This is a genomic window from Nonomuraea sp. NBC_00507 (genome assembly GCF_036013525.1).
Classification (GTDB): domain Bacteria; phylum Actinomycetota; class Actinomycetes; order Streptosporangiales; family Streptosporangiaceae; genus Nonomuraea.
The window spans coordinates 10469294-10489671 of the sequence record NZ_CP107853.1 but is presented as its reverse complement, the minus strand read 5'-3'; the positions used below and the strand labels follow the sequence as shown (position 1 = coordinate 10489671).

The following is a 20378-nucleotide window of genomic DNA, read 5'->3' as shown; positions in this document are numbered from 1 at the left end:
GATCTGCCATCTGTCACACATCCGATGTATAGGTGCACCCTCATGAAGAAACGGTTACTGGCAGGGCCGATCGCCCTCGCACTCGGCGCGGCGCTGACCGTGGTCCCGGCCACGCAGGCGCAGGCCGGGTACGCGGCGCAGCCGTACACGCTGTGGTACGACGAGCCGGCCCCCGACTCCAACCAAGGCTGGGAGACCCGGTCGCTGCCGATCGGCAACGGCGCCATGGGCGCCACCGTGTTCGGCGGCGTGCAGGCCGAGCGGCTCCAATTCAACGACAAGACGCTGTGGACCGGCGGCCCCGGCGTCTCCGACTACACCTACGGCAACTGGGACGCCCCTCGGCCCGGCGCGCTGGAGGCCATCAGGGAGCGGATCTGGAAGGAAGGCGGCATCTCGCCCAACGACGTGCTGGCCGCGCTCGGGCACAAGTCGGACACGCCACGACACCGCAGGTTCGGCGCGTACCAGAGCTTCGGCGACGTGCGCCTCGCCTTCCCCGAGCTGCCGGCGCAGGTGGCGGACTACCGCAGGGAGCTGGACATCGCGCGCGGCGTGGCCGGTGTGTCGTTCACGGCCGGCGGCGTGCGCCACACGCGTGAGTACTTCGCCTCCGCGCCGGCCGGCGTGGTCGTGGCCCGGGTCGCCGCCGCCCGGCCCGGCGGGGTGACGTTCACCGCCAGGGTCGCCGTGCCCGCCAACCGCTCGGCGACCGCCACGGCCGCCGGCGGCCGGGTCACCGTCAAGGGGGCGCTGACCAGCAACGCGATGGCGTACGAGGCCCAGCTCCAGGTCCTCAACCAGGGCGGGACCAGGACCGATAACCCCGACGGGACCGTCTCCGTGGCCGGCGCGGACTCCGTGGTCCTCATCCTCGGCACCGGCACCGACTACGCCCCCGACTACCCTGCCTACAAGGGCGAGGACCCGCACGCCAAGCTCACGGCGCGGGTCGACGCCGCCGCCGCCCGCGGCTACGCCAAGCTGCTGTCCGCGCACCGGGCCGACCACGCCGCCCTGTTCGACCGGGTACGGCTGGACCTCGGCGGCAGCCTGCCCGCCGTGCCGACCGACGACCTGCTCGCCCAGTACGGCACCGCCCCGGCCGCCGACCGGGCGCTGGAGCAGCTCTTCTACCAGTACGGCCGCTACCTGCTCATCGCCTCCTCCCGCCCCGGGTCACTGCCGGCCAACCTCCAGGGCGTGTGGAACGTGCTCGAGGCCCCGCCATGGCAGGCGGACTACCACCTCAACATCAACCTGCAGATGAACTACTGGCCGGCCGAGATGACCAACCTGGCCGAGCTCGCCGAACCCCTGCACACCTACGTGGACGGGCTACGCGAACCCGGCCGGGTCACCGCCAAGCAGATGTTCGGGGCGGACGGCTGGGTCGCCCACCACGCCTCGAACGTCTTCGGCCACACCGGGGCATGGGACCATCCCGCCTACTTCTTCCCCGAGTCGGGCGCCTGGTTGTCGCTGCAGCTCTACGACCACTACCGGTTCACGCTGGACAAGCAGTTCCTGAAGCGGACCGCGTACCCGGTCATGAAGGAGACCGCGGCGTTCTGGCACGACTTCCTGCAGACCGACCCCAGGGACGGCAGGCTCGTCGCCATCCCCAGCCGATCCCCCGAGATCGGCCCCACCACGGCGGGGGCGGCGATGTCGCAGCAGATCCTCTGGCACCTGTTCACCGACCTGCGCGAGGCCGCGGAGCTGGTGGGCGAGGAGAAGGAGGCGGACGCCGCCGGCGACGTGCTGGCCAAGCTCGACCCGGGCCTACGGATCGGGAAGTGGGGGCAGCTGCAGGAGTGGAAGGAGGACATCGACGACCCGGCGGAGACCCACCGGCACGTCTCCCACCTGTTCTCGGTGCACCCGGGACGGCAGGTCTCGCCGCGTACGACGCCGGAGCTGGCGCAGGCGGCCAAGGTCTCGCTCAACGCCCGCACTGACGCGGGCACCGGCTGGAGCAAAGCCTGGAAGATCAACTTCTGGGCGCGGCTGCTCGACGGCGACCGCGCGCACAAGCTGCTGGCCGACCAGCTGAAGACCAGCACGCTGGCCAACCTTTGGGACACGCACCCGCCGTTTCAGATCGACGGCAACTTCGGCGCCACCTCCGGCATGACGGAGATGGTGCTGCAGAGCCACCTCGGGATGATCGACCTGCTGCCCGCGCTGCCCGCCGCCTGGGCCGACGGCAGCGTTTCCGGACTGCGTGCCCGCGGCGGCCACACCCTCGGGCTGACGTGGGCGTCGGGGCGGCTGTCCGAGGCGCGGCTGACGGCCGACGAGGGCGGCACGGTCACCCTGCGGAGTGACGCGTTCCGCGGCGGGGTCCGGGTCACGACGGATCGCGGGCGGCCGGTCGCCCACACCACCGACGGCGACACCGTGACCTTCCGCACCCGGCCCGGCGGGGACTACCGGATCGTGCCGGTCGGCCGGTAGACGGCACCGGATCGTCCCGGCCGGCCGGTAGACGGCGCGGGGCCCGAGCCGCCGGAGGCGGTCTCGGGACCCTGCCCTCTCCGGGCCCGGCATCCGCGGGCCCGGAGGGGGTAGGGGGTGCGCAGGGGGAAAGGAGGCCGTCATGCAGCACAACGGCCTGCGTACCGCGGTTCTCCTCGGTGCGCTGTCCGCTTTGATCATTCTGGTGGGGTGGTGGCTCGGCGGCGGGCGCGGGGTGCAGATCGCGGTCCTCGTCGCGCTCGCGAGCAACGCCGTCGCCTACTTCTTCTCGGACAAGATCGCACTGTCGGCGATGCGCGCGCAGCCGGTCGGACAGTCCGACTGGCCGGAACTGCACAGGATGGTCCGCGAGCTGTCGGACCGGGCGGGCCAGCCCATGCCACGGCTGTACATGTCGCCGATGCTGCAGCCCAACGCGTTCGCCACCGGCCGCAATCCTGAGCACGCGGCCGTCTGCGTAACCTTCGGGATCACCCACATGCTGAACGAACGCGAGCTGCGCGCGGTCATCGGTCACGAGCTGTCGCACGTGTACAACCGCGACATCCTGATCTCCTCGGTCGCGGGCGCGCTGGCCACGATGATCACCTACCTGGCTTACATGGTGGGGTTCTTCGGGGGCGGTGGCCGCAACAACAACGGGCCCGGGGTGTTCGGGGTGCTGGCGCTGATGATTCTCGGGCCGATGGCCGCCGCAATGATCCAGATGGCCATCTCGCGGGCGCGGGAGTACCAGGCGGACGAATCGGGCGCCCGGCTGACGCAGGACCCGCTGGGGCTGGCCGCCGCGCTGCGGAAGATCGATGCCGGGACGCGGCAGGTGCCGCTTCCGCAGAACGCCCGGCTGGAGTCGACCTCCCACCTCATGATCGCCAACCCGTTCCGCGGTGGCGGTCTCGGGCGGCTGTTCTCCACGCACCCGCCCATCGCCGATCGGATCCGCCGGCTGGAGTCCATGGCCGGGATCCAGGGCTGATCGCGGGAAATGCGGCGGCTGGCGGAGAGGACGCCACCGGAGCGGGAGCGCCATGTCGATCTGCTCCGCGCGATCGCCATCACGGCCGTCGTCGTCGGGCACTGGCTGGCGGTGCACGTCCAGGCAACCCCCGCCAGGGGCGTCCAAACCGGCAACGTGCTGGAGATCGTGCCGTGGACGCGCCCCCTGACCTGGCTGTTCCAGGTCATGCCCGTCTTCTTCCTGGTCGGCGGCTACGCCAATGCCGTCTCGCTGACCGCCCACCGCGAACGAGGCGGCGACGCGGCCGCATGGGTGCTGCGCCGTACCGACCGGCTCGTGCGGCCCACCACCGTAGTGCTGGCCGTGCTGGCCGGATCCGCCCTGGCAGCGCGGGCGCTGGGGGCCGATCCCGCGCTGGTCGGCACCGCGGTGTGGGCGGCTGGGATCCCGCTGTGGTTCCTGGTCGCCTACCTGGCCGTGGTCGTCCTCACCCCGCTGACCCACGCCCTCCACCGCCGCTACGGCCTGGCCGTGCCGATCGCGCTGACGGTTCTGGTCGGCGTCGGCGACGCGGCCCGGCTGGTGCTGAAGATGCCCGTCGCGGCCGACGGGAACTTCCTGCTCGCCTGGCTGGCCGTTCACCAGCTCGGCTTCTCCTGGCAGGACGGGCGGCTGCCGGCCAGGCCCGCTGTGGGGCTGCCGATGGCCGCCGCCGGGCTGACCGCGCTGGTGGCGCTCACCGTGGCGGGCCCCTACCCGACCAGCATGGTGGGGATCGCGGGACAGGAGATCCAGAACACCTCGCCTCCCACCCTGGCGCTGCTGGCGCTGGCGCTGACGCAGACCGGGCTCGCCTTGGCGTTCCGCGCTCCGGCTGCCCGGTGGTTGCGACGGCCGCGGCCCTGGACGGTGATCGTGGCGGTCAACCTGGTCATCATGACGCTGTTCCTGTGGCACATGACGGCCGCCGTGCTCGGCGCCCTGGCGCTGCACCGGACGGCCGTGCTGGCGGAGCCGCCCGGGTCGCCCGCGTGGGTGCTGATGCGGCTGCCCTGGCTGGTCGTGCTGACGCTGATCCTCGGCGTGCTGGTGCTGGTGTTCGGTCCTGTCGAACGGCGGGTCGGCCCCCGCCCCGCGGCGGGAGCCGTGGCCGGCGCGATAGCGGGCGTCCTCACGGTCCTCGGCGTGGGCGGGGTGCTCGCGGGCCTGCTCGGGGTCGCGCTCACGGGCCCGGGCGCGCACGGCTGGCCCGCCACGACCTTGATCGCCTACTTCGCCGGCGCCGGTGTCCTGCGGCTCGCCCGGTGGCGATCGGCCTCATGACTCCTCGTTCTCCAAGCGAACCAGGTGGGTGCCCGCGACCCGCTTGGCGATGATCGCGCCCGCCGCGCCCAGCTCCTCGACCCGGACGCGGATGTCGATCAGCCGGCCGGGATCGCGCCCGAGGGCCTCGGTGATGTGCAGCTGTGCGCCCGGGCCGACGCCGCCGCCCGGATCACCTGGTACGAGATGTGGTCCAGCGGGTGCCAGACCAGCGCCGACTCGGCGGGCCGCAGTGGCCACAACACCGGACGTGCGGGGGGAAGTCGCTGTCCGATCATGCGCCCCGTCCTACCCCGCGACCGGCGTCCGACACCTGCCCCCGACCTCGCCACGGCACGTACCGTCACGTCGTGACCCCTGGGTCAGCCGAGGCGGGCGAGCTCCTCCTTGCTGAGCTCCAGGGTGGCGGCGCCGACGGAGTCGAGGATGGTCTCCGGGCGGCTGGCGCCGGGAATGGGGATGACGACGGGGCTGCGGGCCAGCTCCCACGCGAGGCAGACCTGCTGCGGCGACACGCCCCGCTCCTCGGCGATCTCGTTGAAGGCGGCGTTGTGCCGGCCGAGCTCCCCGGTACGGCTGATGCCGCCCAGCGGCGACCACGGCAGGAAGGCCAGGCCGAGCTCGGCGCAGACGTCGATCTCGGGCTCGCTGGAGCGGAACCGCGGCGAGTACTCGTTCTGGACGCTCACCAGACGGTCACCGAGGATCTCGTGGGCGAGCCGGATCTGCTCCGGGTTAGCGTTCGAGATGCCCGCCATCTGGATCTTGCCGGCGTCGTGCAAGTCCTTAAGCGCGCCGATCGTCTCCTCGTACGGCACCCGCGGGTCCGGCCGATGGTGCTGGTAGAGCCCGATGCTGTCGACGCCGAGCGCCTTGAGCGACCGGTCGCAGGCCTCCTTCAGGTACGACGGGCTGCCGTCCACGTCCCAGCCGTCCGGCACGCGGGTGTGCCCGCCCTTGGTCGCGACCAGCACCGTGCCGGTGTCCCCGGCCCACAGGGACAGCGCCCGGGCGACCAGCCGCTCATTGTGTCCGACGTCGGTGTGCGACGGCGTATACGCATCAGCCGTGTCTATCAACGTCACGCCCGCGTCCAGGGCCGCCAAAATGGTACGGATCGACTGGGCTTCGTCCGGCATGTGACCGGCCACCGACATGGGCATGGCCCCAAGCCCGATGACGCCCACGCTGTGATTTCCCAAGGGACGTGTTCTCATGGGTCCACCCTGTCTGCTGGAGCGCACTCCAGGTCAAGACGGCCGGCCCGTCATGGGCGCACGGCGCCGAGCAGGCGCGTACGCCAGTAGTCGTCGAGGTCGACCACCTTGACCACGTCCCCGGTCTGGGGCGCGTGGACCATTTTCCCGTCGCCGGCGTACATGCCCATGTGCCCGAGCCCTTTACTGAAGAGCAGATCCCCCGGCTCGATCGTGTCCAGGGAGACACGACGGCCGGCGCCCCAGCTCCATTGGTCATAGGTCGTGCGCGGCAAGGAGACGCCGGCAGTGCGCCAGGCGGTCTGGACGAGGCCGGAGCAGTCGAAGGAGCCCGGCCCGGTGCCGCCGAACCGGTACGGCTTGCCCACTTGGGCGAAGGCGAACTCGAGCGCTGATCGGGCGTTCCCGGAGGCCGGCCCGGTGTACTGGATCCCAGGGCTTTCGGGGTTGCCGGTCCGGAAGAGGCCCAGCCGGCGCATGAGCCTGGTCTGCGCCGTGACCATCTTGTCGACCTTGGACTTCTCCGCGCGGACCTTGTCGCGCGCGGCCTCGGCCGCCGCCAGGACGGTCTTGGCCTCGCCGTGCCGGTCGCGCAATTCCTTGATGGCCGCCTCGTAGGCGTCCGCCTTCGCCGCCCGCGCTCGCGCCATCTCCTCGAGCGAGGCCATCGTGCCCAGGATCGCCTCGGGGTTGCTCGGGGCGGTCAACGGCGCCCAGCTCCCGAACGGGCCGAACTTGTAGTCGTTCACGGCAAGGGTGACGAGGTCCCGGCGCAGGGCGTCGGCTCGGGCGTCCTTGCCGGCGAGCTCGGTCTTGAGCACGTCGTACTTCTTCTTGGCCGTCTTGTAGGTCTCGGTGGCCTGGTTGTACTTCTCGACCAGCTGGTCGGCCTGCTCGTTCAGCTTCACCAGCCGGGCCCTGGCCTGGGCGGGCGACGGATCGGCCCGCGCGACCCCAGGGGTGGCGGCCAGCGCGACCGAGGCCAGCGCTAATGCGGCTGCTGTTCGCCCACGCCATGTCGCCGCGGCCACGACCATGCCTCCTCGTCCGAGTGGACTGTGGTGCCGATCCATGGGGAGATACGCGGGCCGGCTCCAGGATGTTCAGTGGGCGTGAACTCTTGGCGCCGTACCGGGCTAGTACCGGGTGTAAGCCGGTCACGGTGAGAAGGACACGTATGCCCCTCCCTGATGTGATGCGTTCGGAGAGTGACGACGCGACGTTAATCGCGCGCTCCTTCGACGACCCCCAATACTTCGGTGAGCTGTTTAGGAGACACGCCCCGCCCCTGCACCGCTACGCCGCCCGCCGGCTCGGCGGCGATCTCGCCGACGACATCGTGGCGGAGACCTTCCACCTGGCGTTCAGCAAGCGGGAGAGCTACGACCAGGCCCGGAGCGACGCGTTGCCGTGGTTGTGGCGCATCGCGACGAACCTGATGCGCCGCCACCACCGGTCGGAGTCGCGGATGTACCGCGCGCTGGCCCGCACCGGTGTCGACCCTGTGCTGGAAGGCCACGCCGACCTGGTCGCCGAACAGGTCACCGCCGCCGCGGGAACCTCAGACCTGGCGGCAGCGCTGGCCGGCCTGCGCAAAGGAGATCGTGACGTCCTGCTGCTGATCGCCTGGGGCGACCTCAACTACCAGCAGGTGGCTGACGTCCTGGACATTCCTGTGGGAACCGTGCGGTCGCGGCTGAACCGCGCCCGCACCAAAGTTCGGAAGGCGCTCGATGAACGAGACTGAACTGCTGGAGAAGATGAGATCGCAGATCGCCCTGCGGGATCCCGATGAGCTCGCCCTGGCCATCGGCTGGCGGCCGGGGGAGCCGGCGAAGACGCGGCGACCTCATCGGTGGCGTCGGCTGGTCGCCGGCGTGGTGGTGACGGCCGGGCTCGCAGCGGCCGCCGTGGTCGGCCCGAGCGTCGTGGCCGGGATCGGGGGAAGCGCCACGTCCTATGCCAGCTCGGCCATCGAGATCAGGCAGGAGAACGGGAAGTGGGTGGCCAGGATCAAGGATCCGCTGGCCGAGCACGCCGAATATGCCAAGGCCTTCCGTGCCGTCGGGCTGAACGTCGACCTGCAGCTCGTGCCCGTCTCGCCCAGCTTCGTCGGTGATCTGGTCCGGGCACGGCCCGGACCGAAGCCCGCGGGGACCTTCGAGGGCGGCCTCGAACCCAGCGGTTGCAAGATCGGCGAGGCGGGATGTCATCTGGCATTCCGGGTTCCCGTCGGTTTCGAGGGCGACGTACGCGCCCAGCTCGGTCGGCCGGCGGAGCCCGGCGAGATCTACCAGGCGGCGGCCACGGCTACGATGCCGGGGGAGGCGCTCGAGGGCGTGCGGCTGGAGGATCGCACCGTCGGCGAGGTGCTCGACGAGGTACACAAGCGTGACCTGCAGGTCGTCTATGAGCTGGTGAAGTCCGACCCCGGCGGCACCACGATCTTCTTCTTCCTCGACGGCAGGAAGGGAGCCTTCCGCGTCAAGTACGAACCCATCGCCGCCGACACCGTGCGCTCGGACTGGCTGGTGTGGCGGGCGGTGCCGCACAGCGAAGGGGTGGTCAAGCTGGTGGTCACGCCGCAGCCGTTGAAACCGGACGCTCCGCTGCCGGGGTCCTGAAGTCCTTGACCCGCCACAGGCGCGCCGTGGCGAGCACGACGAGCACCGTGGCCGCGGAGGTGAGCAGGCCGCCCTCGCCCAGCAGCCATGCCGATGCCGTGCCGGGGCCGGTCATCGGCTGGGCGACGAAGTAGATGGAGGCGTTCAGCGTGGCGTGGAAGAGCAGGACCGGCCAGATGCTGCCGGTCCGCAGCCGCAGCCACACCAGCGGGAACGCCAGCGCCACGGCCTCGACCGTGAAGATCGCCATGGCGTAGGCGGCGGGCACGCCGGGCTCGACCGCGCCGGGCACGAACAGCATCAGCGGATAGTGAAACGCGGCCCAGGCAAGCCCGACGATCAGCGCGGTGGCGTCGGGGCCGCGGGTTTCGGCCAGGCGCACGGTCAGCAGGGAGCTCCAGCCGAGCTGCTCGCCGAGCGCCAGCACCAGGAAGGGCACGACGCCGGGGACCAGGCCGATCAGCACGTCCAGCGGCGACCCGGGGACGAATGCGGCCAGGCCGGTCACCCAGGCGACGCCGTATCCGGCGCCGACGCAGAGCATCGGCAGGAGCCAGGCCAGGGCCAGCAGGCGCAGCGGGACCCGGCGGAAGCCCCAGTCGAGGCGGCGGGTGGCGATCAGAGCGGCCAGGGCGGGCAGGAACGCCTGACCGAAGAGAGCGATCTGGGCGAGGACGGGGGCCTGGTCAACGTGGGCGACGTTCGCGCCCTGGGCGACGGCCAGGGCCACGGTGGGCAGGACCAGCGCGGGGAGCGCCACGGCGAAGGTGGTGAGCTGTCGGTTCATGCCGAGCACCCCACCAGGCCGGCGGTCCCGAGCACATGAGGCTCGGGTCCCGGTCCTGTCAGGACAGGACCGGGGTCCCGGGACGGCCGGGTCAGCGGTTGTAGGCGGCGACGACCTCCACCTCGACGAGCCACCCCGCCACGGGGAGGTTCGCGATCTCGATCGTCACGCGGGCCGGGCGGGCGGCGTTGGCCTCCATCGGCGGGGCGGGCGGCGCCGTGCCCAGCGGGACGGGGACGGGCATGCCGGTGGCCAGGTCCACGTTGGCGAAGAACTGGCGGTAGGCGCGGTTCCAGCCGGCGAAGTCCGCCTCCGCCGCGCCCGGCGGCTTCTCCAGGTAGGCACGCATCGAGACCACGTCGCCGAGGCCCAGGCCGGCCGCGGTGAGGTTGGCCTTGATGCGCTTGAGCACGTTGAGGGCCTGCGCCTCGGTGATCGTGACGCCCGGCGGGAGCGCTGCACCGGGGAAGTCGATGTAGCGCTCGGGGGAGTCGGCCGGGGCTGCGGGGTTGGCCGCCGCCGGGCCCAGCCCGCTGGCGGTGTACGTGGCGACGAGCTTGCCGAGTGCCACGCCGTCGGCGATCGCCGGGTTGGTGTTGCCCGCCGGGAGGAAGGGCTTGACCTCGGTGGGCTTGGGCGACCACCACGTGGTGGCGGCGGCCGTACCCGAGCCCAGGACGAGGACGGCGGCCGCGGCGAGAGCGGCGGTGCGGATCTTCATAGGGGAGGGTTTCCTCTCAGGAGGTGCTCAGGACGCGCTGGTGCAGCTCGGTGACGACCTTGCGGGCCGACTCCAGAGCACCCGACTGCCAGGCGATCATGTAGCTCAGCCAGTCGCCCGCGAAGTACACATGGCCGGCGGGCTTGTTGAGCAGCTGGTACGCGCCCTGCCTGGACGGCCACCCCACCCAGGCGCCCTCGATGTGCGGCTGGAGCTTCCAGGCGACGGACACCGACGACGCCAGCTCGTCTCGGTACTTCGCACCGTGGATGAGCATGCCCTGCTCGACCGCGCGGCGTTCGCGGTCGGCGTGCTTGAGCGCGGCGTACGCGTCGGCCTGCGCGCCGAAGTTGTAGTAGCCGACGACCAGGCCGCGGGCGGAGCCGTACCCGGAGGAGGGGTACCAGATCGTGGCGACGTCGAGGTCGGTGCTGGTGATGCCGCCGTAGATGTCCTCGTCGGTCTCCCACCAGCGGCGGCGGTATTCCAGCCCGATCTTGCCCGAGCTGGCCACGGTAGGCGTGGTGAGCGCGGACTGCACCTCCGCACCTAGATTGTGCGGGGTCTTGGCCAGGATGTGCGGCGGCATCGCGGCCACGCACATGTCCGCCTTGATCTTCTGCGTACGGCCGTGCCGGTCGGTGTACTCCACCTCCACGCCGTCCGGCAGATCGGTGATCTTGGTGACGGCGGACCGCAGCTTGATCCGCTGCCGCCCGATCTTGTCGGCGAACGCCCGCGGGATCTGGTCCATGCCGCCCACCGGCTGGAACATCAGCATCGCCTGGTCGTAGCCGAACTCGAACGCGAAGCGCTGCCCGATGCCGCTCGACAACACCTCCGACAGCGACGGCACCGGCCCGAGCACCGTGCCCGGCTGCTCGCCCGCTCCCGGGTTCACGCCGTAGCCGCGGCGCGAGCTCCCGGAGTACTTGAACCCGCTCGCCTTGTTGCCCACCGCCCCGAAGCTCGACAGGAACGCGATCAGCCGCTCCTTGTCCTGCGCGGTCAGCGCCCCGTCCAGCGCGCCCGCGTCGGTCGCCCGCGACAGCAGCTCCGACACGTACCCGTAGACGTCGGCCTTGGCCGTGCGCCAGCGGACGGGAGCCGGCATGCCCTGGTGATAGATGTACGCCTGCGCGTTGGAGTTCGTGAACACCTCCAGGTCCACGCCCAACTCGCGGCAGTAGTCCATGGTGACCATCCACTGCGCCAGCCGCGCCGGTCCCGCGTTGAGATAGGCGCCGTCCCGGAAGCGCGCGACCTGCGTGGAGCCGTCCAACTCGGTGACGCGGTCGCCGCCGCGGATGGTCCAGTTGCGCCCGCCGACCCGGTCGAGGGCCTCCAGGATCGTGCAGTCATACCCTGCCTTGCCCAGCTCGTACGCCGTGGCCAGCCCGGCCACTCCCGCGCCGAGGACCACCACCTTCTTCGCGGACCGTCCGGTGAGCGAGAAGTCGGATGACTGCGGTGGGTCGAAGGCGCCCTTCGCGGACGCCTCGGCGGTCGGCGCGAGCCCGAGCGCCCCCATAGTCGCAAAGAGCGCGCCTGCCCCGCCGGACAACCCCACTGCGGACAGGAACTCGCGTCTGCTGTTCCCCAACACGCACCTCCATGATTGGTCGGAGGTGAGTCTGCGAGTGTTTTGTTGCCGGTGATCATGCCGTGTGTTCTAAATGGGTTTCGGCACGGTCATCGGGGCCGGCGGGAATAGGTGAGGTCTTTGGGGTTCCCTTACAGGGCGGTGATGACCCGTACGCGGTCGGCGACCACGCGCTTGCTGATGTCCGCGTTCGGGTTGAGCCAGTCGTGCGCGTGCGGGGCGCCGGGGTGGACGTGCAGCTCGCAGGAGATGCCCGCGGCCAGCAGCTTCCCGGCGTACGCGATGCTCTCGTCGCGGAAAATATCCAGGTCGCCCACCTCGATGTAGGCCGGCGCCAGCCCGGCGAAGTCGCGCAGGCGGGCCGGCGCCGCCACCGGGGGCACCGACGGCGTGCCGAGCGCGTCGCCCAGCAGGGCCTTCCAGCCGGTGTAGTTATTGTCGTAGGTCCACACCGCCATGGGCGCCAGCACCGGGTCGGGCTTGGTGTTGCGGTCGTCGAGCATCGGGTAGATCAGGATCTGCCTGGCCAGCCGCACGCCGTTGTCGCGGGCCAGAATGGCCGCGGCCGCGCCGACGCCGCCACCGCCGCTGTCGCCCATCAGCGCGATGCGCGCGTGGTCGACTCCCAGCTCGCCGGCGTGGTCGAACAGCCACCTGACCCCGGCGAAGGAGTCCTCGGCAGGCGTGGTGCCGGGGAACTCCGGCGCCAGGCGGTAGCCGACGGCGAGGAACGGAACCCCGGTGAGCTGGACGTAGTGCCGCACCAGCCGGTCGTAGTTGTCCAGCGATCCGCAGATCATGCCGCCGCCGTGGATGTAGACCACCGCGGCGCCGGTACGCGACCCGGCGTGGGTGTACCAGCGCATGGGGATGGCGGCGCCGTCCGCGGCGGTCGCGGTGCACGGCGTCATGGTCACATCGGGGGCGTCCGGCAGGGCGTCGAAGGTCATCTTCAACGTCTCGTCGATCATCGCCCGCAGGCCGATGGCGTCACCCCGCTCGGGCAGGATGACGTCGGCCATGGTCTGCGCCTGGGCCATCAAGACGGCCGCGATCTCCGGGTCAAGCGTCATCGTCATGGGGGGTTCCTCCTGTGGGGGGTGTCTGTGCGGCGATGTGGGCTGGGGTGGGGAGTGTCTGTGTGGCGATGTCGGCTGGGGTGGCGGGTGTTTGCGGGCCGACGTCGACCTGGAGCGCAGGCAGGGCGTTGCCGCTGCCGACCAGCCACGGCGGCATCAGCGCCGTGATCGCTTCGGCCAGCTCATGGGGACTGCACGGGTCAGGATCGGCCAGCCACTCCGACAACACGGCCAGCACGCCGCCGATGACGAACGCCGCCGCCCGCCGGCTGTCGAGCCCCTGCGGGCGTCCTGGCACCGCCTCGATTGACTGCTGGGTCTGGCGTACCAGCGCCTCGCGCAGTTCATCGCGCGCAGAGCCGTCGCCGGCCGCGGCCACCAGCGTCGCGTACAGGTGCCGATGCCCGGCGATGTGCGCGAAAAAGGCGCCGTACGTCATCCGGGTGACGCTCGCGCCGGACAGGTCGTTGGCCCGCCGCATCGCGGTGTCCCGCTCGCCCAGCTCATCGAGCGCGGTGCGGACCGCGGCGATGCCGAGCTCCTCGATGGAGGTGAAGTGGCAGTAGAAGGCGCTGCGGCTCACCCCGGCTTCGCGCACGAGAGAGGCCACGGTCGGCACCTGACCCGTGAGGGCGAGCTGGCGCTCGAACTCGGCCAGGAGTAAAGCGCGGGTGCGTTGTGCCCGCGGATCCGCCAGGTCGCCGGTGCGCATGAACGCCGCGGGGGGAACTCCGGTGAGAGCCATGCCGGACACTGTAGAAAGGTATCGGACACATGTCCAGTACTTGTCGGACACATGTCCATAAGATCCGATACCGCAGGTCGACGCCCCTTCGATGTCCACATGGCCCGTAGTCGCCGCATCGTAGTTATCGGTCTCTATCAGCAGTGCCCTCAAGAACCGGGGGCGGGTGGGGTGGCAAGAGGGTGGACATATTCGACCGCGACCCTGCAGCCCCTTATTTAGCCGACTAGCTGCGGAAACGCGTCTGCGTTCGCAGTGCACCTATGTAACGCCTAGGTAACAGATTCTTGTCGGCCGGCTAACTTCCGGCCTACTCTCCGGGAGAACGGTTTCTATCTAGCCCGAAAGCACCCCCCATGCGCCTACGGCACCCCTTACGCGGCCTCCTGGCCGCGATCCTGCTGCTGCCCTTTCATGTCCCGGCACCCGCCGCGGCCACCGCCACCGCCCCGTTGCCCGCCGGATACGTGGACATGGTCACGTTCGGCGACACCGCGTCCGAGAGCGCGCACGCGCTGCAGGCGGCGTCCACCGCGGTGGTGGACGGGGCGCTGGGAGAGCCGGCCAGGGTCGCCAAGCCGACCGACCCGCCGAGCGTGAAGGGCGGTGAGCTGCGGTTCAGGGTGGCGGTCGACCCCGTCGCGCAGAACTACTTCACGCTGAAGTTCTGGGGGAGCGACGTCTCTCCGTACAAGACGATCGCCTACATCAACGGTGAGCAGATCGGCTACCGCCGCTCCGGCGACTACGAAGCGATCAACATCGGGTCCAGCAGGCCGTTGCCGGGCCTGTTCCACTACAACACGATCATGTTGCCGCTGGAGCACACGCGTGGCCGGCGGGTGGCGGAGATGACCGTCAGGACGTATGACGCCGGGTTCAGCCAGCCCGTGACCGCCGACTCGCGCGGCTACTACAAGGCCTACACGCACACCACCGCCTCCCTGGACGTGTCCGGCGAGAAGCAGGGGGCGGTCACCGCGGACACCACGCCCGCGGCCGGCCCCACCGACGCCGAGAAGCAGGCGATGGTCGACCGCTACCGGCAGAGCCAGATCGCCCTGTTCAACCAGTACAGCGCGCAGCTCGACGCCTCACCGACCGCGAAACTGTCGATCGTCCGCTACCAGGAGGACCTGCGCTTCTACGCCTCCGCGCTGCTGGAGCCGTGGGTGCCGGCGAACACGCCCGAGCTCAAGAAGGCGGCGCTGCGGCGGCTGTTCAAGGCCATCGACAACCACGTGAAGGATTACTACGCCAACACCCGGCTGCTGTTGAGGGGCGGCCACCAGGGCGACTGGGGTGGCTACTACGGGGCGCTCGGCGAGGCCCTGTACATCGTGGAGAATCTGATCCCCGAGGTCTACGGCACGGAGGAGTTCGCGGCGTTCCTGGACGAGCCCTTCGTCACCGGCACGCTGGACGGGCCGTCCTCGCTCAAGGGCGTGGACTGGGACGGCGGCGAGTTGTCCAGGCGGGAGGCGTACGAGCGGGTGCTGAAGGCCAACTTCGACTTCGCCCGAGCGCGCCTGTCCTACATCTTCAACCAGGTCATGTACACCTACGAGGGCGCGTGGGAGGCGCACGAGGGCCTGCGGGTGATCGGGTCGCGGTTCTACGAGGGCAAGGCCAGGAGCCACCGGATCCTGCTGGAGTCGCTCGGCGCCGAGCCGTTCCTCGGTGAAGAGGTGCTGGTGGGGCCTGACGGCAAGGACCTGGACCTCTACCACTCGCTCTTCTACCACGACCAGACGGCCCGCTTCACCGACGACTTCGCGCAGATCGTCGCGAAGGGCCTGGCGAAGTCGAAGCTCGACGCGGACGGGAAGGTGGTGCGCCGCCTGCCGTACGGCGAGCACTACACCGGCTTGACGAAAGCGGGCTTGACCAGGGAGAACACCTTCGTCGCCAACTACGGCGAGGCCACCAACTACCTGCCGGAGTGGTTCTTCCGCACCTGGGGACACAAGGGCGACGAGAAGATCAACGACGAGATCCTCAAGCTGGCGCTGAAGAACCTGCACGCGCGCGGCTATACGCGTTACACCGGCGTCGACGCGAACGGCAAGCGCGTCGCTCTGGCCGAGATGGTCGTCGACGAGCGCAACGCGAGCTACCCGGGCTGGCCGGCCTACGCCCTGCGCAACACCGAGGGCCGCACGATGGAGTACGTCGCGCTCGACAAGCACATGGCCGAGCACGCCGAGCGTTACGCGGGCGCGGAGTGGGAGCCGTACCGGCGCTACGCGAACGAGGCCGTCGGATTCGTCCAGCAGCAGCTCGCCGACAACCAGTACTTCAACACGTTCTCCTCCGTGGAGGCCAAGCGGAAGTACGACCTGTGGCTGCCCGAGACCTACGCCTACCTGCGCGGCAGGCCCGCGGCCGGGGTCGTGCTCCCGCAGACGGACTTCGCCGCGTACACGTCCGAGCAGCTTGCCGCGATGGGCGTCGATCCGGCCCGCTACGAGCGGTTCGCCTTCGCGGACGTGGACAACATGTTCGTCTCCCTTCGCGATGGCGACACAAGGATCTTCGGCTCGCTGTTCGAACGGCAGCGCGGCGTCGCCGGGAACGGGCGGCTGCACGTCCTGGCCAAGAACCACCACGCCATCGTGCAGCTCGCCACGGACACGCAGTTCACCTTCCGCGACTACAACGTGCGGATGGACAACATCGACGTCGACTTCATGGAGGACCAGCAGAAGGGCGACGGCGGCCTGCCGCAGGCGCTGGCCGGCGAGATCCTGCCCGCCGTCCACCAGCCGGGCGTCGGCACCGTCCGGCGGGAGAACTACGAGTTCGACACCCCCTACTCGGGCTACGCCGACTTCCTGACCGCCCGCTACGGGAGCTACCTGTTCGCGTTCAACACCACCAGGGACGTCTACGGGAACGAGCGGTCGTTCTCCCTGGACGTGCCCGGCGACGCCGTGGACCTGGTCTCGGGCAAGCAAGTGGCCAAGGGCACGGTGAGCGTGCCACCCGAGACGGCGATGGTGCTGAAGCTGGACGTGACGGAGCGGCCCAGGCCACACCATGTGGACTTCGTGCAGGCGCTGCGCGACCGCGACGGCGTCACCCTCACCTGGAAGCCCTCCGCCGGCGCCGAGTCTTACACGATCAGGCGCGACGGCAAGGTGATCGCCACCGGCGTCCGCGGCACGACGTTCACGGCCGACCAGCAGGGCGCCTACACCGTGACCGGGGTCAACCGGCACGGCGAAGGGTGGGCGTCGCAGGCCGTCGAGCCGCCCGCCGAGCCGGTCGACCGCATCGGCGAGATCACCGGCCGCGTCAAGACGAGCAAGCAACGTGTCGAGCTCACCGGCGGCAACGGGAAGGGGCTCGGCGAAGGCGACGACTACTACCTGGACAAGCGCGATATCCAGGACACCCTGCTGTTCTCCAACGAGGTGCTCACCGGCAGTGGATCGGTCAGCGCGAGGATCGAGCAGGCGCAGGGCCCGGCGAGCGGGGTCATGCTCCGGGCCGACGCCCGCTACATCTACTTCGGCGCCGACGCCGAGGGCCGGCTCGTCCTGCAGAACCGCACCCGCGACTCCCGCCACGACTGGCAGGACGACCGGCGCAGCCCGATCAACGCGAACGTCCATGGCTACACCGCGGCCGAGTACCCTTTCGTCAAGCTGGTGCGGGACGCCGACTCCCACTTCGTGCGGGCGTGGGCGAGCAAGGACGGCCGGTCGTGGTCGTTCGTGGCCGAGCTGTTCACCCCCTTTCCCGAAGGCGTGTACGCCGGAGTCGTGGCAGCCACGGCGGCCACGTTCACCGACGTCACGGTCTCGCCCGACCGCGACGGCACCCTGTACGCCCGCGTGGAGCGGGTCAGGGACCAGGTGACGCTGCACTGGAGCAAGCCGGACACCGCCACCCGGTTCACCGTGTACCGCAAGGACGGAGCGGCCGGGACGTGGCGCCCGGTGCTGTCGAACGCACTGACCTTCAGCTTCACCGACGAGCCGCTGCGCCACGGCACCCGCTTCTACCGGATCACGACGCTCGGCGCCGACGGCGCCGAGCGGCCGGGTACCGGCCTGCTGATGGCGACGGCCGAGCCGCTCGCCGCGGTGATCGCCGAGGCGGAGAAGCTGCCCGCGGCCGACTACACCAAGGGCAGCTACTACCTGCTGACCCAGGCGATCGCCGAGGCGAAGGCAGGCGGTGACGAGGGCGAGCTGATCGACCGGATCTACGCGGCCGTCGAGCAACTCGTGCCCATAGGCGCGTTGCTGCAGAAGGTGACCGTCGACCCGTCCATGGTGGAGGCGTCCACGGAGGCGTGGGGAGGCGGCGGCACCAAGGCCGAGAACGGCTGGCGCGCCTTCGACGGCGACCTGGCCACCGCCACCGACACGACCACGGCGTCGGGCTGGATCGACGTGCGCCTGCCGAAGGCGGTGGCGCTGGACGCCCTCCGCTACCACCCGCGGGTCACGCACGTCACCAGGCTGAACGGGGCCGTGTTCAGGGCATCCGCCGACGGCGGCGCGACCTGGACCGACCTGCACACGGTCAGCGGGGTCGCGGCCGCGCAGTGGTACACGGTCCCGATCCCGCGGACCGCCGCCCACCCATGGCTGCGCGTCGCCTTCCCGACCGGCAACACGAACGTGGCCGAGATCGAGTTCCTGTCCATGACCGACGACCGCACCCTGCTCGACCTGCTCATCGAGGAGGCCGAGGCCATAGACCCGAGCCGGCACACCGCCGAGCTGACCGCGGCACTCGAGCACGCCCGATCCGACCTGGCCGGCCAGGACCAGATCGACGCGGCGGCCGAGCGGCTGCGCCTCGCGCTCGCGAACCTGTGAACCACCGGTGGTACGGCCCGCCACGGGCCGTACCACCACTCCACACCCCTGAAGGAGCACGCCCGAAGGAGAGATCATGTCCGCTCGCACGCCCCACGTCAGCCGCCGGACAGCGCTCAAGACGGGACTCGCCGCCGGTGTCGGCGCGGCCCTGCTCATCCGCGCCGAACCCGCCGCCGCCGCGACCCACCCCGGCCTGTTGCACACCCAGGCCGACTTCGACCGTATGCGGGCCCAGGTCAACGCCGGCGCCCAGCCGTGGAAGGCGGGCTGGGACCGGCTCGTGGCCAACGCCCACTCCCAAAGCACCTGGACGCCCCGCCCCACCGCGACGATCATCCGGGGCGGCGACGGCCAGAACTACCCGCAGCTCTACAACGACATCCACGCCGCCTACCAGAACGCGCTGCGGTGGAAGGTCAGCGGCAGTACGGCGCACGGCAACAAGGCCCGCGACATCCTCAACGCCTGGTCGGGAACGCTCACCACGGTCACCGGCAACGCCGACAGGTTCCTGGCGGCGGGTATCTACGGCTACCAGTTCGCCAACGTCGGCGAGATCATGCGTGGCTACAGCGGCTTCGACCTGGCCCGCTTCCAGCGCATGATGCTCAACGTCTTCTATCCGCTCAACGACCAGTTCCTGACCAACCACAACGGCGCCTGCATCACCAACTACTGGGCCAACTGGGACCTGTGCACCATGAACTCGGTCCTGGCCATCGGCGTGCTCTGCGACCGCCAGGACCTCATCGACCGGGCCGTCACCTACTTCAGGACCGGCGCGGGCAACGGCTCGATCATGCACGCCGTCCCGTTCCTGCACAGCGGCGGGCTCGCGCAGTGGCAGGAGAGCGGGCGCGACCAGGGCCACACTGTGATGGGCGTCGGCCAGATGGGCGCCTTCTGCGAGATGGCCTGGAACCAGGGCATCGACCTGTACGGCTACGCCGACAACCGGTTCATGAAGGCGTGCGAGTACATCGCCAAGTACAACCTGGGCGAGGACGTCCCGTTCACCGCCTACACCTGGGGCACCGGCCAGAACTGCGCCCAGCAGACGCACACCGTCATCTCGTCGGCGGGCCGCGGCCACGTGCGCCCCGTCTGGGAGACGGTCTACAACCACTACGCGGTCAGGCGCGGCCTGCCCATGCCGTACGCGGCTGCGTTCGTCGCCCAGGTTCGGCCGGAAGGCGGCGGCGGTGACTACGGGACCACCAGCGGCGGCTTCGACCAGCTCGGGTTCGGCACGCTCACGCACACGAGAGCCGCCGGCGCCGCCACCCTCCCGACGGGGACGACGCGATCATTACGGTCGGTCAACTATCCGGCCCGCTTCATCAGGCACGAGAACTACCTCGGCTACCTGCACGAGGTGAGCGCCTCCAGCGACGCGCAGACCCGGCAGGACGCCACCTTCACCATCGTGCCCGGCCTGGCCGCGCCGAACGGCTACTCGCTGCGCGCCGCCAACGGGCAATACCTGCGCCACTACGACTTCCGGGTGCGCCTGGCCGCCGACGACGGGACGGCCACGTTCAAGAGCGACGCCACCTTCTACGCCGTCCCCGGCGTTGCGAGCGGCTCGGTGCGTCTCGAATCGAGCAACTACCCCGGCCGCTACCTGCGGCACCGCAACTACGAGCTCTGGGTGGACGCCTACGACGGCACGAGCGGATTCCGCGACGACAGCTCCTTCACGGCCGTCACCGCCTGGGCTTGACCGGTTCGCGGGCGGGTGGCGCGACGGACTGGCGCACCACGACGTGGGTGCCGAACACGGCGTGCTGCTCCGAGCCGCTGCGCGCCCACCCCTCCTTCAGCTCCAACCCCAGCCGCACGGCACTGCGGCCCAGCTCCTCGTACGGCACGCGCACGGCTCCCGAGATCGGCAACCTCACCTGGGCCCTGCACAACGTCTGGTTGTCCTACCGGCACACCATGGACACCGACGTGCTCCGCGACGTCCTGTTCCCGCTGCTGCGCCGATCGATCAACTACT

The 20378-nt window shown here is 70.4% G+C and carries 16 protein-coding genes; 7 read left to right on the top strand and 9 right to left on the bottom strand.

The genetic code is table 11. The annotated features are described in order from the left end of the window. The first annotated feature begins 42 nt into the window (after positions 1 to 42). From OHA25_RS50215 to OHA25_RS50205, 3 genes are all read left to right on the top strand, one after another. Positions 43 to 2460, top strand: a complete 2418-nt coding sequence (locus OHA25_RS50215) for a glycoside hydrolase family 95 protein (protein WP_327583926.1) — start codon at positions 43 to 45, stop codon at positions 2458 to 2460. A gap of 142 nt (positions 2461 to 2602) precedes the next feature. Next, a complete protein-coding gene (gene htpX, locus OHA25_RS50210) occupies positions 2603 to 3457 on the top strand; it encodes a zinc metalloprotease HtpX (protein ID WP_327583925.1) in 855 nt (284 codons plus the stop codon). Between the two features lie 9 nt (positions 3458 to 3466). Next, positions 3467 to 4762: an acyltransferase family protein gene (locus OHA25_RS50205; RefSeq protein WP_327583924.1), complete on the top strand. Its 1296-nt coding sequence runs from the start codon at positions 3467 to 3469 to the stop codon at positions 4760 to 4762. On the opposite strand, the gene OHA25_RS50200 is transcribed toward OHA25_RS50205, so the two are convergent. The 3 genes from OHA25_RS50200 to OHA25_RS50190 form a co-directional block, all read right to left on the bottom strand. Continuing rightward, the gene (locus OHA25_RS50200; protein WP_327583923.1) at positions 4757 to 5002 is read right to left on the bottom strand and encodes a hypothetical protein; all 246 of its coding nucleotides are present in this window, start codon (positions 5000 to 5002) and stop codon (positions 4757 to 4759) included. The genes OHA25_RS50205 and OHA25_RS50200 overlap by 6 nt on opposite strands. A gap of 122 nt (positions 5003 to 5124) precedes the next feature. Then, a complete protein-coding gene (locus OHA25_RS50195; RefSeq protein ID WP_327583922.1) occupies positions 5125 to 5979 on the bottom strand; it encodes an aldo/keto reductase in 855 nt (284 codons plus the stop codon). Between the two features lie 50 nt (positions 5980 to 6029). Further along, the gene (locus OHA25_RS50190) at positions 6030 to 7010 is read right to left on the bottom strand and encodes a C40 family peptidase (RefSeq protein WP_327583921.1); all 981 of its coding nucleotides are present in this window, start codon (positions 7008 to 7010) and stop codon (positions 6030 to 6032) included. 164 nt (positions 7011 to 7174) lie between these two features. Between OHA25_RS50190 and OHA25_RS50185 the strand changes: the two genes are divergently transcribed. Continuing rightward, complete coding sequence (locus OHA25_RS50185) at positions 7175 to 7726, top strand: RNA polymerase sigma factor (RefSeq protein WP_327583920.1); 552 nt, start codon at positions 7175 to 7177, stop codon at positions 7724 to 7726. Beyond that, positions 7713 to 8603, top strand: a complete 891-nt coding sequence (locus OHA25_RS50180) for a hypothetical protein (RefSeq protein ID WP_327583919.1) — start codon at positions 7713 to 7715, stop codon at positions 8601 to 8603. The genes OHA25_RS50185 and OHA25_RS50180 overlap by 14 nt, the downstream gene beginning before the upstream one ends. Here OHA25_RS50180 and OHA25_RS50175 read toward each other — a convergent pair. From OHA25_RS50175 to OHA25_RS50155, 5 genes are all read right to left on the bottom strand, one after another. Continuing rightward, positions 8557 to 9390, bottom strand: coding sequence for a CPBP family intramembrane glutamic endopeptidase (locus OHA25_RS50175; protein ID WP_327583918.1), 834 nt, complete (start codon positions 9388 to 9390; stop codon positions 8557 to 8559). The genes OHA25_RS50180 and OHA25_RS50175 overlap by 47 nt on opposite strands. 91 nt (positions 9391 to 9481) lie before the next feature. Continuing rightward, a complete protein-coding gene (locus OHA25_RS50170; RefSeq protein WP_327583917.1) occupies positions 9482 to 10111 on the bottom strand; it encodes a Rid family hydrolase in 630 nt (209 codons plus the stop codon). A 16-nt stretch (positions 10112 to 10127) separates the two neighbouring features. Continuing rightward, on the bottom strand, positions 10128 to 11714 hold the full coding sequence (locus OHA25_RS50165) for a flavin monoamine oxidase family protein (RefSeq protein WP_442941982.1): 1587 nt from the start codon (positions 11712 to 11714) through the stop codon (positions 10128 to 10130). A 131-nt stretch (positions 11715 to 11845) separates the two neighbouring features. Next, the gene (locus OHA25_RS50160) at positions 11846 to 12793 is read right to left on the bottom strand and encodes an alpha/beta hydrolase (protein ID WP_327583915.1); all 948 of its coding nucleotides are present in this window, start codon (positions 12791 to 12793) and stop codon (positions 11846 to 11848) included. Then, the gene (locus OHA25_RS50155) at positions 12777 to 13538 is read right to left on the bottom strand and encodes a TetR/AcrR family transcriptional regulator (RefSeq protein WP_327583914.1); all 762 of its coding nucleotides are present in this window, start codon (positions 13536 to 13538) and stop codon (positions 12777 to 12779) included. Before OHA25_RS50155 ends, OHA25_RS50160 begins: the two co-directional genes overlap by 17 nt. A gap of 356 nt (positions 13539 to 13894) precedes the next feature. Between OHA25_RS50155 and OHA25_RS50150 the strand changes: the two genes are divergently transcribed. Beyond that, entirely contained in the window at positions 13895 to 18373 is a 4479-nt protein-coding gene (locus OHA25_RS50150; protein ID WP_327583913.1) for a hypothetical protein, read from the top strand. A 76-nt stretch (positions 18374 to 18449) separates the two neighbouring features. Continuing rightward, positions 18450 to 20099 (top strand): AbfB domain-containing protein, encoded by a 1650-nt coding sequence (locus OHA25_RS50145; RefSeq protein ID WP_327583912.1) that lies wholly within the window; start codon positions 18450 to 18452, stop codon positions 20097 to 20099. Here the strand turns inward: OHA25_RS50145 and OHA25_RS50140 are convergent. Continuing rightward, positions 20083 to 20277 carry a hypothetical protein gene (locus OHA25_RS50140; RefSeq protein ID WP_327583911.1) on the bottom strand — a complete coding sequence of 65 codons (195 nt, stop codon included), beginning with the start codon at positions 20275 to 20277 and terminating at the stop codon, positions 20083 to 20085. The genes OHA25_RS50145 and OHA25_RS50140 overlap by 17 nt on opposite strands. Positions 20278 to 20378: the final 101 nt, after the last annotated feature.

Excerpts from the sequence above, each read along its gene's own strand:
- OHA25_RS50175 (WP_327583918.1), bottom strand. The coding sequence starts at position 9,390 with ATGAACCGACAGCTCACCACCTTCGCCGTGGCGCTCCCCGCGCTGGTC.
- OHA25_RS50215 (WP_327583926.1), top strand. The coding sequence starts at position 43 with ATGAAGAAACGGTTACTGGCAGGGCCGATCGCCCTCGCACTCGGCGCG.
- OHA25_RS50205 (WP_327583924.1), top strand. The coding sequence starts at position 3,467 with ATGCGGCGGCTGGCGGAGAGGACGCCACCGGAGCGGGAGCGCCATGTC.
- OHA25_RS50155 (WP_327583914.1), bottom strand. The coding sequence starts at position 13,538 with ATGGCTCTCACCGGAGTTCCCCCCGCGGCGTTCATGCGCACCGGCGAC.
- OHA25_RS50180 (WP_327583919.1), top strand. The coding sequence starts at position 7,713 with ATGAACGAGACTGAACTGCTGGAGAAGATGAGATCGCAGATCGCCCTG.
- OHA25_RS50145 (WP_327583912.1), top strand. The coding sequence starts at position 18,450 with ATGTCCGCTCGCACGCCCCACGTCAGCCGCCGGACAGCGCTCAAGACG.
- OHA25_RS50170 (WP_327583917.1), bottom strand. The coding sequence starts at position 10,111 with ATGAAGATCCGCACCGCCGCTCTCGCCGCGGCCGCCGTCCTCGTCCTG.
- OHA25_RS50160 (WP_327583915.1), bottom strand. The coding sequence starts at position 12,793 with ATGACGATGACGCTTGACCCGGAGATCGCGGCCGTCTTGATGGCCCAG.
- OHA25_RS50185 (WP_327583920.1), top strand. The coding sequence starts at position 7,175 with ATGCGTTCGGAGAGTGACGACGCGACGTTAATCGCGCGCTCCTTCGAC.
- OHA25_RS50150 (WP_327583913.1), top strand. The coding sequence starts at position 13,895 with ATGCGCCTACGGCACCCCTTACGCGGCCTCCTGGCCGCGATCCTGCTG.
- OHA25_RS50195 (WP_327583922.1), bottom strand. The coding sequence starts at position 5,979 with ATGAGAACACGTCCCTTGGGAAATCACAGCGTGGGCGTCATCGGGCTT.
- htpX (WP_327583925.1), top strand. The coding sequence starts at position 2,603 with ATGCAGCACAACGGCCTGCGTACCGCGGTTCTCCTCGGTGCGCTGTCC.